The sequence below is a fragment of the Kitasatospora sp. NPDC056076 genome, assembly GCF_042266305.1.
Taxonomy (GTDB): Bacteria; Actinomycetota; Actinomycetes; order Streptomycetales; family Streptomycetaceae; genus Kitasatospora.
Map to the genome: position 1 here is coordinate 6,538 of NZ_JBHJWG010000079.1, position 13,896 is coordinate 20,433.

9 protein-coding genes and 3 tRNA genes are annotated in these 13,896 nt (G+C 74.2%); all 12 read right to left on the reverse strand.

Going from position 1 to position 13,896, the window contains the following annotated elements:
- Positions 1–157: 157 nt before the first annotated feature.
- Positions 158–2,755, reverse strand: coding sequence for a ComEC/Rec2 family competence protein (locus ACFC1T_RS36710; RefSeq protein ID WP_375896661.1), 2,598 nt, complete (start codon positions 2,753–2,755; stop codon positions 158–160).
- A gap of 85 nt (positions 2,756–2,840) precedes the next feature.
- Entirely contained in the window at positions 2,841–3,767 is a 927-nt protein-coding gene (locus ACFC1T_RS36715) for a helix-hairpin-helix domain-containing protein (protein WP_375896663.1), read from the reverse strand.
- Between the two features lie 155 nt (positions 3,768–3,922).
- The gene (locus ACFC1T_RS36720; RefSeq protein WP_375896665.1) at positions 3,923–4,768 is read right to left on the reverse strand and encodes a DegV family protein; all 846 of its coding nucleotides are present in this window, start codon (positions 4,766–4,768) and stop codon (positions 3,923–3,925) included.
- A gap of 81 nt (positions 4,769–4,849) precedes the next feature.
- Positions 4,850–5,647 (reverse strand): hypothetical protein, encoded by a 798-nt coding sequence (locus tag ACFC1T_RS36725; RefSeq protein WP_375896668.1) that lies wholly within the window; start codon positions 5,645–5,647, stop codon positions 4,850–4,852.
- Positions 5,648–5,941: 294 nt separating this feature from the next.
- Complete coding sequence (gene leuS / locus ACFC1T_RS36730; protein WP_375896670.1) at positions 5,942–8,845, reverse strand: leucine--tRNA ligase; 2,904 nt, start codon at positions 8,843–8,845, stop codon at positions 5,942–5,944.
- 293 nt (positions 8,846–9,138) lie between these two features.
- Positions 9,139–10,455: a hypothetical protein gene (locus ACFC1T_RS36735; RefSeq protein ID WP_375896673.1), complete on the reverse strand. Its 1,317-nt coding sequence runs from the start codon at positions 10,453–10,455 to the stop codon at positions 9,139–9,141.
- 97 nt (positions 10,456–10,552) lie between these two features.
- Positions 10,553–10,625, reverse strand: a tRNA-Ala gene (locus ACFC1T_RS36740).
- A gap of 339 nt (positions 10,626–10,964) precedes the next feature.
- Positions 10,965–11,037 (reverse strand) — tRNA-Ala (locus ACFC1T_RS36745).
- A 55-nt stretch (positions 11,038–11,092) separates the two neighbouring features.
- Positions 11,093–11,165 (reverse strand) — tRNA-Ala (locus ACFC1T_RS36750).
- Positions 11,166–11,317: 152 nt separating this feature from the next.
- Positions 11,318–11,965 (reverse strand): histidine phosphatase family protein, encoded by a 648-nt coding sequence (locus tag ACFC1T_RS36755; protein ID WP_375896681.1) that lies wholly within the window; start codon positions 11,963–11,965, stop codon positions 11,318–11,320.
- Complete coding sequence (gene rsfS, locus ACFC1T_RS36760) at positions 11,962–12,420, reverse strand: ribosome silencing factor (RefSeq protein ID WP_375896675.1); 459 nt, start codon at positions 12,418–12,420, stop codon at positions 11,962–11,964. The genes ACFC1T_RS36755 and rsfS overlap by 4 nt, the downstream gene beginning before the upstream one ends.
- A gap of 137 nt (positions 12,421–12,557) precedes the next feature.
- Positions 12,558–13,896, reverse strand: a 1,339-nt coding sequence (locus ACFC1T_RS36765; RefSeq protein ID WP_375896678.1) for an LCP family protein, incomplete at its 5' end; no start/stop codon positions are given.

Sequence of the window (13,896 nt, forward strand, 5' to 3'; positions counted from 1 at the left end):
GGGTCCCTCATCGCGGCGCTCCCTCCGTCCCGCCCGGTCCCGCGCCGCAATCCCTTTCCCCGGGGCCCCCGCCCCGCCCCCCTCCCACCCTCCCTCCACCTCCCCCACCCCTACCCCCTGCCCACCCCACCTCGTGGAGGGAAGAAGGAGAGCGGGGTCACTCGGGCGGAGCGCGGGGCCCACGGGTGGAGTGCCCCGGGGCGGTGTGCCCGGCGCGGGTGCCGTGGGCGGGCTGGGGGTGGACGGCGACCGCGAGGGTCGCCGGGGAGTCGCCGGTCACGGCGATGTCCCCCGCCCGGTCGGTGCGCAGCACAGTGGCACCCGACGCACGCAAGCGGTCGACGGTACGGGGCGACGGATGCCCGTACGGGTTGCCCTCGCCGCAGGAGATCAGGGCGAGCCGGGGCCGCAGGGCACCGGTCAGGTCCCAGTCCTGGTGGGCCGAGCCGTGGTGCGCGACCTTCAACACGTCCACTCTCCCGAGGCGCCCCAACAGGGCCGACTGGGCAGGCGGTTCGAGGTCGCCCAGCAGTGCCATCCGCAGACCGCCGGCCGAGGAGACGAGCAGTGCCACGCTCGCGTTGTTCGCTCCCGGCGCTTCGACGGCCGCCCCTGGAGCGGGCGACACCACGTCCCAGGACAACTCCGCACCGGCCGAACGCCGTTCACCACGCCCCGCACGCAACAGCGGTACGCCTGCGCCCGCCGCCCAGGCCGTCACCCGGGCCGCCTCTCCCGGTGGGTCGTCCAGCACCGTGCCCTCCACCGCGCCCACCTGGCGCCCCCGCAACACCCCCGGCACGCCTTCGACGTGGTCCGCGTGGAAGTGCGTCAGGAGCAGAAGCGGCACGGTCGTGATGCCGAGCTCCCGCAGGCAGCGGTCGGCGGCGTCCGGATCCGGCCCGGTGTCGATCACCACCGCGCTGTCCGGCGCACCGGTCGACAGGGCCAACATGTCTCCCTGCCCGACGTCGCACATCACCAGCCGCCACCCCGGCGGCGGCCAGCCCGTGGCGATCCGGGCCAGCTGCGGCGGGCGCAGCAGCACGCCCAGCAGCACCACCAGCAGAACGCCGGTCACCACGGCCCGGGCCCAACGACGACGGGCACCCGGCGGACGGCCGGACTCCGCCCGGCGGGGCAGCAGCAGCGGCGCCACCCAGCAGGCCGCCAGGGTCGCCAGGGCGACCGTCGCCACCCCGAACCAGCCTCCGGGCCACGACAGTTGCCCACCGGGCAGCTCGGCCCCGCGCCGACCGACGAAGGCCAGCCAGCCGGCCGGCACCCCGGCCGGCTCGGCCAGCAGCCGGGCCAGGGACGGGAAGAACGGTTGCAGCGCGAGCACCCCGAAGCCGAGCAGCGTCGCCGGCGCCACCGCCAGTTCGGCCAGCAGGTTGCACGGCACCGCGACCAGGCTGATGTGCCCGGACAGCACCACCGTCACCGGTGCGCACAGTGCCTGCGCCGCCGCTGTGGCCGCCAGCGCACCCGCCAGGTGGTGCGGCCACCGCCGGGCCCGCAGGGACTCGGCCCAGTGCGGCCCGAGGACGAGCAGCCCGGCGGTGGCGAGCACCGAGAGCAGGAAGCCGAAGGATCGCGCCAGGTACGGGTCCAGCAGCACCAGGACCAGGACGGACCCGGCGAGCGCCGGTACGGCCTGGCGGGGGCGGCCGGTGGCCAGGGCCAGCATGCCGATCAGTCCCGTGCCCGCCGCCCGCAGCACGCTGGGTTCAGGTCGGCAGACCGTCACGAAGGCCAGGGTCAGCGCCGTACCGGCCAGGGCACTGGTGCGCAGCGACAGCCCCGACAGCGCGGCCAGTCCGCGCCGTTCCGCCGTGCCGGCCTGCGCCGGTGCGCCCAGCAGTACGCCGAGGACGATCGCCAGGTTGGCCCCGCTGACGGCCACCAGGTGCACCAGGTCGGTGGCCCGGAAAGCGTCCACCAGGTCGTCGGGCAATCGCGAGGTGTCGCCGACGACCAGCCCGGGGAGCAGCCCGCGCGCGTCCGGCGGGAGCCCGTCGCTGGCCGTGCGCAGGCCTTCGCGCAGCCGCCCGGCGATCCGCTGCGGCAGGCTCGGCGGTGCGAGCTGCCGGGGCGGGCCGTGGACGAGCAGCAGTGCCGCGGACTCGGTGTCGTAGCCCTCTCCCGCCGGCCGCACCTCGGCCTCGACGGCCAGCCGCTCGGACGGCAGCAGCCGCAGCCAGGAGTCGCTCTCCACCCCGCGGACCATGACCGTCACCGGGGTGTGCGTCCGGGTGGCCCGTCCGTCCGGGAGGACGGTCGCGCGGTCGGCCACGGCCTCGACGGTGAGGAGGCTCTGCCCACCGGTGGTGCCGCCCCGGGAGGTGTGGACCTTGGGGTCCCCCGCGACGGTCAGCTCCACCTCGACCGCCGTGGCGGGCGTGCCCGGGGCGCGCGGCGGCGCGTGCTCGGCCGCGCGGGCGAGCTCCGGCAGCGGGCCCCGGTGCAGGTCGGCAGTGTGCAACGGGGTCGCGATCGCGGCCGCCGCACCGGTGAGCAGGACGGCCGCCAACGCCACTGCCGCCCCGCGCCGGGGCAGCAGGCCCGGCCGGGCGAGCAGCAGGACGGCTGCGAGCACGGCGGCACCCGCCGACAGCAGGATCAGCGGCTCGGACCCCGGTTCCACGGGCAGGAGCACCGCTGTGACCAACCAGGCCGAGACGGCGGGCAGCAGCAGTCGGAAGTCGGCGCCCGAGGAGCGGGTGCGCGGGAGCGACGCGGTGGTGGCGGTCACGGCGGTACCTCCTTTCGGCATCGGCGAGGGGCCCGCAACGGGGCCGGAAGAGGGATGAGAACAGAGGGTCGGGAACAGGGGGACGTCAGAGGGTGAGGAGCGGACGGAGTTCGGCGAAGGTGCGGGCACCGATGCCGCTGACCTGCCGGAGCTGGTCGACCGAGCGGAACGAACCGTGCGAGGCGCGGTAGGCGAGGATGCGCTGGGCGAGGGTCGGGCCGACGCCCGGGAGGGCGTCGAGCTGTTCGAGGGTGGCGCGGTTGAGACTGACGGGTGGTCGCGGTGTACCGGCACCGGGCAGTCCGCCGGTGCCTCCGGGAGCGGGGACGGGTACGGGAACGAGCGCCTGCTCACCGACCGTGATCTGCTCACCGTCCATCAGGACGCGGGCCAGGTTGAGGCTCCGGGTGTCCGTCTCCGGCAGCGGACCGCCAGCCGCCCGCAGCGCGTCGGCCACCCGCGATCCCCCGGGCAGGGTGTGCAGACCGGGCAGGTGGACCCGGCCGCCGACGTCGATGACGACGGCGGGCTCGGCGCCCGGGCCCGCGGGGCCCGTGGGTGGCCCGGCCCCGCTGCCGGGCGGGCCGTCGGTGGCGGGCGGGCCCGGCTCCGGCGGCGCCGACGCGGCCGCCAGTGCCGGAACGGCGACCGCCTCCGGTCGGGCCAGCCAGAAGTGCTGCACGGCGTAGCCCACCGCGAAGAGGAGCAGGACGGCCAACCCGGCCACCGCCCGCCGGTCGAGCGCCAACGCCGAGGCGAACCGCAGCCGCGCCCCGCCGCCCGGCGGATCGGGGAGGTGCGCCGACTCGGGCGGGCCGGCCCCCGGCGGCACTGCGGCAGGCGGTACGGCCGCCACCGGACCACCCTCCGGCGGCTGGCCGGCAGTCGGCTCACGGCCCGACGGCTCGCTGACCATCGGCTCGTCCTCTGTCGGCAACAGCGCCGCCATCCGCAGCCGTACCGTCTCGTCGATCGCTTGGCGCTTCGCCGCGCCCAGGCCCAAGGTCGTCATGGCGAGGACGCTAGGAGCACTTCGCAGAGGCTGCGGAAATTTCCGAAAGCCTGTGGAAAACCCGGGGGCTGTGGATAAAAAGTGTCACTCACACGAGTGGCCACACCATCACGCAGTTGACCCGAGCCGCCCCGACCCGCCCATCCCCCGCCGCCTCAGCGCGGCGCGACCACCACCGCCAGCAGCCCCGGCCCGACGTGCGCGCCGATCACCGCCCCGACCTCGCCCACGTACAGCTCCCGCAACCCCGGCACCCGCGCCCGCAGCCGCTCCGCGAGCTGCTCGGCCCGCTCCTCGGCGGCCAGGTGGTGGACGGTGATGTCCACCTCGCCCTCCCCCGAGCGCTCGACCGCGATCTCCTCCAGTCGCGCGATCGCCCGCGACGCCGTCCGCACCTTCTCCAGCGGCTCGATCCGCCCCCCGTCCAGGTGCAGCAACGGCTTGACCGCCAGCGCCGAACCGAGCAGCGCCCGCGCCGCCCCGATCCGCCCGCCCCGGCGCAGGTGCTCCAGGGTGTCCACGTAGAAGAAGCCGCTGGTCCCGGCCGCCCGATCGGTCGCCGCCCCGGCCGCCTCCGCGAGGCCCAGGCCGGCCTCGATCGCCTCGGCCGCCGCCAGCACGCCGTACCCGAGGGCCATTCCGACCAGTCGGCTGTCCACCACCCGCACGGGCACCGGCGCCTCGGCGGCGGCCAGCCGGGCGGCCTCGACCGTGCCGGACAGTTCGCCGGAGATGTGCACCGACACGATTCCCCGCGCCCCGGCCTCGGCGGCCGCCCGGTAGGTGGCGGCGAAGGTCTCCGGGTTGGGCCGGGAGGTGGTCACCCGCTGCTTGCCGCGCAGCGCCTCGGCGACGTCCTTCGGGGAGATCTCGACGCCCTCGCAGCGGACCTCGTCACCGACCGCGACGCTCAGCGGTACCACCGTGATCCCGTGCCGGTCGAGCGCCGCCTGCGGCAGGTAGGCCGTGGAATCGGTGACAAGTGCGAGGTCGGAGGGCATGAGGCGGAGGTTACTCCCCGTTCGTCCGGGATGACAGCAGCTGTCCGCACGCTCCTGGGCAGGCCCGGCCGCGCGCGGGAATCAGCTCGCGGACGGCCCCGTGGAGGGCCCCGCCGACGGCTTCCGCAGCCGCTGCGCCAGCTTCGCCAGCGGGTCGGCCAGCCCGAGGAGGTCCTCGGCGTTGGGCCGCCCCCTGCCGTCCGTCAGCCCGGCCCGGGCCGCACCGGCACCCGCACCCGCACCCGCACCCCCGCCTGCCCCAGCTCCAGCCCCCGCACCGGCACCAGCAGCAGCCCCCGCACCCGAGCCGGCAGCACCGCCCCCCGCCGTGTCCCAGTGCCGCAGCGCCCCCGCCTCGCTCTCGCACTCCTGGCTCAGCCGGCTCAGCTCGTCGTCCGCGAACCGGTGCATCCGGTCCTGGGCCGCCCACCGCATGGTCTCCGCGGCGTGGGTGATCCGCTCCGCGCGCTCGCGCAGTTCCGGGAGCTTGGCCGCGATCCGCGTGGTGTCCGGCTCGCGTTCCAGCACCCGCAGCTCGCCGTCCAGCTCGGCCGCGTGCGCGTCGAGCCGGGTGAGCAGCGCGAGCGACTCGCCGAGCTGGCCGTCCTGCTCCAGCCCGCCCTCCAGCACGTGTCGGGTGCCGTCCAGCGAGGTCCGCAGCTGGAGGCGGACGGTGGCGATCTGCGCGGGCGGGCCGACCTTGGTGTACTTCTTCGCCTTGAGGGTGGCGGTCTCGACGGCGCGCCGGGCGTTGGCCTCGTGCCTCTCGACCTTCGCGGCAACGGCCTTGGCCGCCTTGACCGTGCCGACCACGGCCAGGACGAGCGTCGCGACCCCGAAGAGCAGGACCAAGCCGATCATCACGCCGAACACGTCCATCGCGCGTCACCTTCCGCCGCCGTTTCGGCCCCCACCGGGCCCAACGCGGGCCGCACTGCCGTGGGTTCCACCGTAGCCGCCGCACCCGGGCCCGGAACGCCCGGAACGGGCCCGGCGGACGGAGATCAGGGACAGATCCGGGATCTCCCGGAGGGCCCGCCCGCGCTCCACCTGCGCCTCTGCCCCCTGCGCCCCACCCCGCACCCTCGCACGAGGTCCGGACAGAACACCGGGCGGGCGCCCCGAAGGACACCCGCCCGATCAACTCCAGTCCGGAGCCGTCCCGAACCGACCTCAGCCGGTCACGATGTTCACCAGCTTCGGCGCCCGCGCGATCACCTTCCGCACCGCCGCGTCACCGATCGCCGCGACCACCGCCGGGTCCGCCAGCGCCAGCGCCTCCAGCTCCGCGTCCGTGATGCCCGGCGCGACCTCCAGCCGGGCCTTGACCTTGCCCTTGATCTGCACCACGCAGGTCACCGACTCGTCGACCACGTACGCCGGGTCCGCGACCGGGTAGTCGGTGTGCGCCAGCGACTCGCCGTGGCCCAGGCGGCGCCACAGCTCCTCGGCGATGTGCGGGGCCAGCGGCGCGACCATCAGCACCAGCTGCTCGGCCACGGCCCGCGGCGTGGAGCCGCGCTTGACCAGGTAGTTGTTCAGCTCGATCGCCTTGGCGACGGCCGTGTTGAAGCGCAGCCCGGCCATGTCGCCGCGGATGCCGTCGATCGCCTTGTGCAGGGCGCGCAGCGTCGCGTCGTCCGGCTCCTCGTCCGTGACGACCAGTTCGCCGGTGCCCTCGGAGACGACGTTGCGCCACAGCCGCTGCAGGAAGCGGTAGGAGCCGACGACGGCCCGGGTGTCCCACGGACGGGAGACGTCCAGCGGGCCCATCGACATCTCGTACAGGCGCAGGGTGTCCGCACCGTACTCGTCGGCGATCTCGTCCGGGGCGACGGCGTTCTTCAGGGACTTGCCCATCTTGCCGGCCTCGCGCTTGACCGGCTCGCCCTGCCAGAAGTACTTGCCGTCGCGCTCCTCGATCTCGGCGGCGGGCACCGGGAAGCCGCGCTCGTCGCGGTAGACGTCCGCGGTGATCATGCCCTGGTTGAACAGCTTGTGGAACGGCTCGACGGAGGAGACGTGCCCCAGGTCGTGCAGCACCTTGTGCCAGAAACGGGCGTACAGCAGGTGCAGCACGGCATGCTCGGCGCCGCCGACGTACAGGTCGGCGCCGCCGGCCGGCTTGGCCTCGGTGGGGCCCAGCCAGTAGCGCTCGTTGGCCGGGTCGACCACCGCGTCGGCGTTGGTCGGGTCGACGTAGCGCAGGTCGTACCAGCAGGAACCCGCCCAGTTGGGCATGGTGTTGGTCTCGCGGCGGTAGCTGCGGACGCCGTCGCCCAGGTCCAGCTCGACGTTGACCCAGTCCTCGTTGCGGGACAGCGGGGTCTCCGGCGAGGAGGCGGAGTCGAACGCGTCGTAGGTGCGCGGCGAGTAGTCGTCGACCTCGGGGACCTCGACCGGCAGCATCGACTCGGGCAGCGCGTGCATCACGCCGTCCTCGTCGTAGACGATCGGGAACGGCTCGCCCCAGTACCGCTGGCGGCTGAACAGCCAGTCGCGCAGGCGGTAGTTGACGGTGCCCTCGCCGATGCCGCGCTCGGCCAGCCAGGCGGTGGCGGCGGCCTTGGCGTCGACCACGCTCAGCCCGTCCAGGGACAGCGACGAGGACTGCGCCGAATCACCCTCGGAGCGCACCGAGTTGACGATGACCGAGTCGTAGGTGTCGAAGGCGTCGTCCCACTCCGCCGGGTCCGAGCCGCGCCCGTCGGTGGGCTCGACGACGCAGCGCATCGGCAGCGCGAAGGCGCGGGCGAAGGCGAAGTCGCGGTGGTCGTGGGCGGGGACGGCCATGATGGCGCCGGTGCCGTAGCCCATCAGCACGTAGTCGGCGATGAACACCGGGACGGACGCGCCGCTGACCGGGTTGACGGCGTAGGCGCCGGTGAAGACGCCGGTCTTGACCTTGGCCTCGACCTGGCGCTCGACGTCCGACTTGGCGGCGGCGGTGGCCCGGTAGGCGGCGACGGCCTCGGCGGGGGTGGCGGCGCCGCCGGTCCACTCGGCGGGCACGCCCTCCGGCCAGGCGGCGGGCACGATCGAGTCGACCAGGTCGTGCTCGGGCGCCAGCACCATGTAGGTGGCGCCGAACAGGGTGTCGGGCCGGGTGGTGAAGACGGTGATCTTCCCGCCGTCGACCGCGAAGTCGACCCGGGCGCCCTCGGAGCGGCCGATCCAGTTGCGCTGCTGCAGCTTGATGGCCTCGGGCCAGTCCAGCAGGTCCAGGTCGGCGATCAGGCGGTCGGAGTACGCGGTGATGCGCATCATCCACTGGCGCAGGTTGGACTTGAACACCGGGAAGTTGCCGCGCTCGGAGCGGCCGTCCGCGGTGACCTCCTCGTTGGCCAGCACGGTGCCCAGGCCCGGGCACCAGTTGACCGGCACCTCCTTGGCGTACGCCAGGCGGTACTCGCCCAGCACCTCGTCGCGCTCACCGGCGGTCAGTTCGGCCCAGGCGCGGCCGCCCGGCACCTCACGCTCGCCGGACTCGAACCGGGCGACCAGCTCGGCGATCGGGCGGGCCTTGCCGGCCGCCTCGTCGTACCAGGAGTTGAAGATCTGCAGGAAGATCCACTGCGTCCAGCGGTAGTAGTCCGGGTCGATCGTGGAGATCGAGCGACGCGGGTCGTGGCCCAGGCCCAGCCGGCGCAGCTGGTGGCGCATGTTGGCGATGTTGGCCTCGGTGGAGACCCGCGGGTGGGTGCCGGTCTGCACCGCGTACTGCTCGGCGGGCAGGCCGAAGGCGTCGTAGCCCAGCGTGTGCAGCACGTTGTGGCCGGTCATCCGCTGGTAGCGGGCGAAGACGTCGGTGGCGATGTAGCCCAGCGGGTGGCCGACGTGCAGGCCCGCGCCCGAGGGGTACGGGAACATGTCCATGATGAAGCTGTGCGGCTTCGCGGCGACGTCGCCGGCGGCCGGGTCGGCCAGCTCACCGGTGGGGTTGGGGGCGTGGAAGGTGCCCTCCTTCTCCCAGATGTCCTGCCAGCGGGACTCGATCTCCGCCGCCAGCGCGGCGCTGTACCGGAACGGCTCGGTCGCGGTCTCGGCCGCGCCGGACGCAGGGGTCGTCTCGCTCATGGTCCTTCAAGCTCCATCGGTGTCAGTTGGCGAACCGCGACGCGGCCGACCGTGGACCCCTCCCACGGCGCGGGCGGGGGCGGAAAACAAAAAATCCCCTCGCAGGAGGGGACGCCACGCCGACTCCGGCACCGCCCGAGGGCGCGGCCGGTCCTGGTCAGCGCGGCCGGCTAAGGAGCAGGCGCACGGTTCGCATGGGCTCAGGGTACCGCAAGCAGGTCAGGGCTCTCCTGGCCGTCCCACCGGCGGCACCGCACCCCTGCGGCCCCCACCACCCCCACCACCCTCACCGCCTACGGCGTAGCCGCCCGCGCCGCCCCGCCGTCCCGCAGCCCCGCCGCCTCGAAGTCCCGCAGCGCCCTGGCCAGCCGCTCCGACTGCATCCCCGCCGCGAGCGCGCGCGCCAGCCCCGCCGTCCGGGCGGCCTCCCGCTGGTCGCCGAGCCGCCGGTGGGTCTCGGCCAGCCGGACCATCAGCAGCGCCTTGGACCGGGCGCGCCCCGACCCGAGCCCGGCGACGGCCTCGGCGAGCAGGGCCTTCGCCATCCGGTGCTGACCGAGCGCCAGCCGCCCCTCCCCCACCATCCCGGCGAGGTCGGCCCGGGCCTCCTCGGTGCCGGGGACGCCGTCGATCTCGGCGAAGGCCCGGGCGGCGGCCGCCTCGGCCTGGTCGGCCTCGCCGCGGCGGCCGTGGGCGCGGGCGATCCTGCCGTACTGGCGGGCCCGCCCGGTGGGGCTGAGCGCGGGCCCGTGGGCGTCCAGGGCGGTGCGCAGCGCGGTGACGGCGTCCAGGCCGCGCCCGCCGCTGCCCTGGGTGGCGAGGGCCACCAGCGCGCCGAGCCCGGCGACCCCGAGCCGGACGTCGCCGCTGACGTGGGCGGCGCGCAGCGCGGCGACGAAGGCCCGCTGGGCGGCCGCGTCGTGGCCGAGGTCGAACGCGGCCCAGCCGGCCAGCCGGGCCAGCCTGCTGGCGGTGCCGTACAGTTCGCGGCCGAGTCGTTCGTCGTACGCGCCGAGCTCCAGGAGCTTTGCCAGCATGGCGAGTTCGGCGCGGGTGGGGCCGAGGACGAGGCCGCCGCCGCAGGAGCGTTCGAGGCGCTGCTTGCTGCGGTAGGAGAGGCCGAGCTCGCCGGCCAGGGTGGGGTCGACGCGCAGCGCGCCCTCGCCGCCGCCGACCGGCGGTGGCGGTGAGGAGAGCCGTTCGGCGGCGTGGTCGAGGTCGGCGCTGCGGAACAGGTCGGTGAGCCGGACCGGTCCGGCGTCGGTGGCGGCCTCGCGCAGCGCGGTCTGGGCGGTGTCGGCGGTCCACGGGTCGGTGAGCAGCCGGGGCGAGAGGATCTTGGCGCCGCGGTGGCCGCCCATCCGGCCCCAGAGCTGCTCGTAGGTGACGGCTATGCCGAGGGTGCGGCTGAGCACCTCGCAGACCGTCTGGTCGTGCGGGCTGCGCGGCACCATGCCGCGGTCGCGCCACTTGTACGGGGCGGTGGAGCTGATCGCCAGGCCCGGCGGGAGGGCGAGGCTCACCTCACGGGCGAGCCGTTCCGGACTCCAGCCGAGCTGGTGCAGTATCCGGGCCAGCTCCTCGTTCCGCCTTCGCTGCAGATCGGCCATGGCACGACGGTAGCGGTCTTTCCCCCCCGTCCGCCGGTGGCATGCACACAACGGCGAAGAGCCGCCCCCCATAACGGGAGGCGGCTCTTGATCGCTGTGGAGCTATGGGGAATTGAACCCCAGACCTCTTGCATGCCATGCAAGCGCTCTACCAACTGAGCTATAGCCCCTTGACCTGCGATGTCACCGGGTTTCCCGTCGTTTCCGTCCGGTTTCCCTCGGCGACATCGACTACTTTACACGGTCCTGGGGGTGCTCCTGAAATCCGCTTCCCGGGCCGGTCACCGCACCCCCGGTCACCGCGCCCCCGGTCCCCGAGCCGACCCGACCCGACCCGACCCGAGCCGACCCGAGCCGACCCGAGCCGCCTGGCACCGTCCCCGCCTGCACCCGGGCGAACAGCAGGGCGCGGGTACGGGGCACAGGACCCCGAGGGCCCCCACCCCGCGATCCCCTCCCAGGAAGCGCGAAAGGCCGCCACCCTCAGGTGACGGCCTCTCGAACCACTGTGGAGCTATGGGGAATTGAACCCCAGACCTCTTGCATGCCATGCAAGCGCTCTACCAACTGAGCTATAGCCCCGCGACACTGGCGACCTGGCTCCGGAACTCCGATTTCCACGACCGCCGATGCGGAGTGGAGCTATGGGGAATTGAACCCCAGACCTCTTGCATGCCATGCAAGCGCTCTACCAACTGAGCTATAGCCCCGCACTCACCGGATCTCCCGCTTCCCTTCCGGGCCGCGTTCCTTCCCTGCGAACGAGGAAGACTCTAGCTGGTCAGGCCCGGAACTGCGAAATCCGCTCCTTCCGGGCCCCTCGAAGCCCCCGTCGCCGAGTGCCGTCAGGTGCCGAGTGCCGTCAGGTGTCGTCGCCGATCACCGGCTGCGGGAGCGTGCCCGCGTTGTGCTCCAGCAGACGCCAACCGCGCGCCCCCCTGCCGAGCACCGACCAGCAGCAGTTGGACAGCCCGCCGAAGCACTCCCACACGGGAGGCTCCAGCCCCAGCAGCCGCCCGAGCATGGTCCGGATGGTGCCGCCGTGGCTGACCACGACCAGGGTGCCGTTCTCCGGCAGCTTGGCGACCGCCTCCAGCACCACCGGCACCGAGCGGTCGGCGACCTCGGTGGACAGCTCGCCGCCACCGCGGCGCACCGGCTCCCCGGCCGCCCAGGCCGCGTACTCCTCCGGGTGGCGCTCACGGATCTCGGCGTTGGTCAGGCCCTGCCAGGAGCCCGCGTACGTCTCCCGCAGCCCCTCGTGGTGCTGCACGTCCAGTCCGGTGACCCGGGCCAGCTCGTCGGCGGTGCGCCGGGCGCGCTTGAGGTCCGAGGAGATCAGCAGGTCGGGGTGCAGGCCGGAGAGCAGCCGGGCCGCCCGCTGGGCCTGCAGCACGCCCTGGCCGGTCAGGTCGATGTCCGTGGTGCCCTGGAAGCGCGATTCGAGGTTCCAGGAGGTCTGGCCGTGCCGCCAGAAGACGACGCGCGGGCCGCGCGCATCCCTGCTCAGTGCAGGTCCTCGGGCTTGCCGAAGTCGTCGGCCGGGGCGACGGCGTTGCCGGCGTCGTCGGTGATCGCGTCGGGGCGGTTGCGCGACTCCACGGCGTCCTCGGGCAGCGGCAGCTCGGGGCAGTCCTTCCAGAGGCGGTCCAGCGAGTAGAAGGAGCGCTCCTCGGAGTGCTGGACGTGCACGACGATGTCCAGGTAGTCGAGCAGGATCCAGCGGCCCTCGCGCTCGCCCTCGCGGCGCACCGGCTTGATGTCCAGCTGCTCGCGCAGCTGGTCCTCGATCTCCTCGGCGATCGAGCGGACCTGGCGGTCGTTGTTCGCGGAGGCGATCAGGAAGGCGTCGGTGATCGACAGCACCTCGCTGACGTCGAAGGCGATGATGTTGTGCGCGAGCTTGTCGGCCGCCGCCTGGGCGGCGACGTTGATGAGCTGCTGGCTGTGGTCGGTGACGGTCACGGTGTTCTTCCGGCTCGGCGGCGTGGGACGGCCCCGGCACGGCGGCAGGGGTCGCCTTCCAGGATCTCACGCCGTCCCCGCGGCCTCGGAACGCATTTCCGGGGCCGCGGGGCGGGCGAGGGGCCGGAGCCGGTCCGCTACTGGGTCTTCGGCGGCTGGTAGTCCTTGCCGAGCACGACCACCAGGTCCGCGTTCTGGGCGTCGCCGACCTTCTTCACCGCCGTGTCCGGCAGCCCCAGGCTGGTCGCCAGGGACTTCGCCGCGCCCTGCCGGGCGTCGTCGGTGTAGCGGATCTCACTGGTGGCCTGCGGCGCGGTCTTGGCACCGCCCGGGATGAACGTCAGGCCCGAGTTGACGATCTGGACCTGCGCCGCGGCGCCCGCCGCGTCGTTGCCGGAGGCGTCCTGGACCGAGACCCGGGCGGGGGCGTCGCCGGCCGCTGCGGACTTCACGGTGCCGCCGAGCACGTCCTTGACCTGCTTGCCGGCGGTCGCCTCGTCCAGGGTGCCGTCGGGCTTGACGGTCAGCGCGGTGGTGCCGAAGTGGCCGTCCTTGGCCTGCTGGGCGAGCTGGGTGAGCACGCCGGCCAGGGCGTCCTCGGGCAGCGAGGGGTCGAGCACCGCGTTCATCCGGTGCACGTCGTCCTTGGCGTCCTTGAACGTGGTCGGCATGGTGCGCACCACGGCGTCCATGACCTGGCCGAACCGGGCCAGCTGGGCGTCCCGGTTCTCGCCGGGCGCCTGGAGGGTGGCGTAGGCGACCGCGGCCTTCCCGCTGAGCAGGGTGTTCTTGCCCGCCGGGGAGAGCTGCTTGCCGTCCGGCTTGCCGCCCTCGCGGGTCTCGGCGTTGGTGTCCACCCGGACGCCGCCGAGCTGGGAGACCAGCAGTTCCAGGTACGGGGTGTCCAGCCGCCAGGTGCCGGCCACCGGGGCGCCGAGCACGGTGGACAGGCCGTCGCGGGTCGCCGAGGCGCCGATCGCGTCCATGGCCTGGCCGACCGTGGTCACCGGCGGGTCACCCGGGCCGGGCAGCCGCAGCACGTCGGGCAGCAGCAGCACCGTGCCCTTGTGCCCGGAGGCGTCGTCGACCAGCAGCGCGCTGGACACCTTGCCCTGGAGGTCGCGCAGGTGGACGACGTTGACCTGCCGCCCGCCCGCCGCGGCGGCCGCGGTCGGCTTGTCCCCGGTGAACCACAGGTAGCCGCCGACGCCGCCGGCCGCGAGCGCCAGCACCACGCCGAGGCCGACCAGCCGGTTCTTGAGCTTGCGGCGGCGCTCGGCGCGCACCTCGCTGCGGGACTCGGCGAACTTCAACCAGTCGATGACGTCCTCGGACTCCTCCGCCTCCTCGTCGACGAAGGTGAACTCGCCCGTCTGGTAGGAGTCCTTGGGCGCCCGGCCGCCGGCCTTGCCGGGCCGGGCCCCGGCCACCTGCTCGGAGGGCGCGGCCTGCTCGGCCGGGGCGGCCTCCGCACCC

Bases quoted from the DNA above. Each gene is read 5' to 3' on its own strand.
- ACFC1T_RS36715 (WP_375896663.1), bottom strand. From the start codon at position 3,767: ATGACGACCTTGGGCCTGGGCGCGGCGAAGCGCCAAGCGATCGACGAG.
- ACFC1T_RS36725 (WP_375896668.1), bottom strand. From the start codon at position 5,647: ATGGACGTGTTCGGCGTGATGATCGGCTTGGTCCTGCTCTTCGGGGTC.
- ACFC1T_RS36720 (WP_375896665.1), bottom strand. From the start codon at position 4,768: ATGCCCTCCGACCTCGCACTTGTCACCGATTCCACGGCCTACCTGCCG.
- ACFC1T_RS36735 (WP_375896673.1), bottom strand. From the start codon at position 10,455: ATGGCCGATCTGCAGCGAAGGCGGAACGAGGAGCTGGCCCGGATACTG.
- leuS (WP_375896670.1), bottom strand. From the start codon at position 8,845: ATGAGCGAGACGACCCCTGCGTCCGGCGCGGCCGAGACCGCGACCGAG.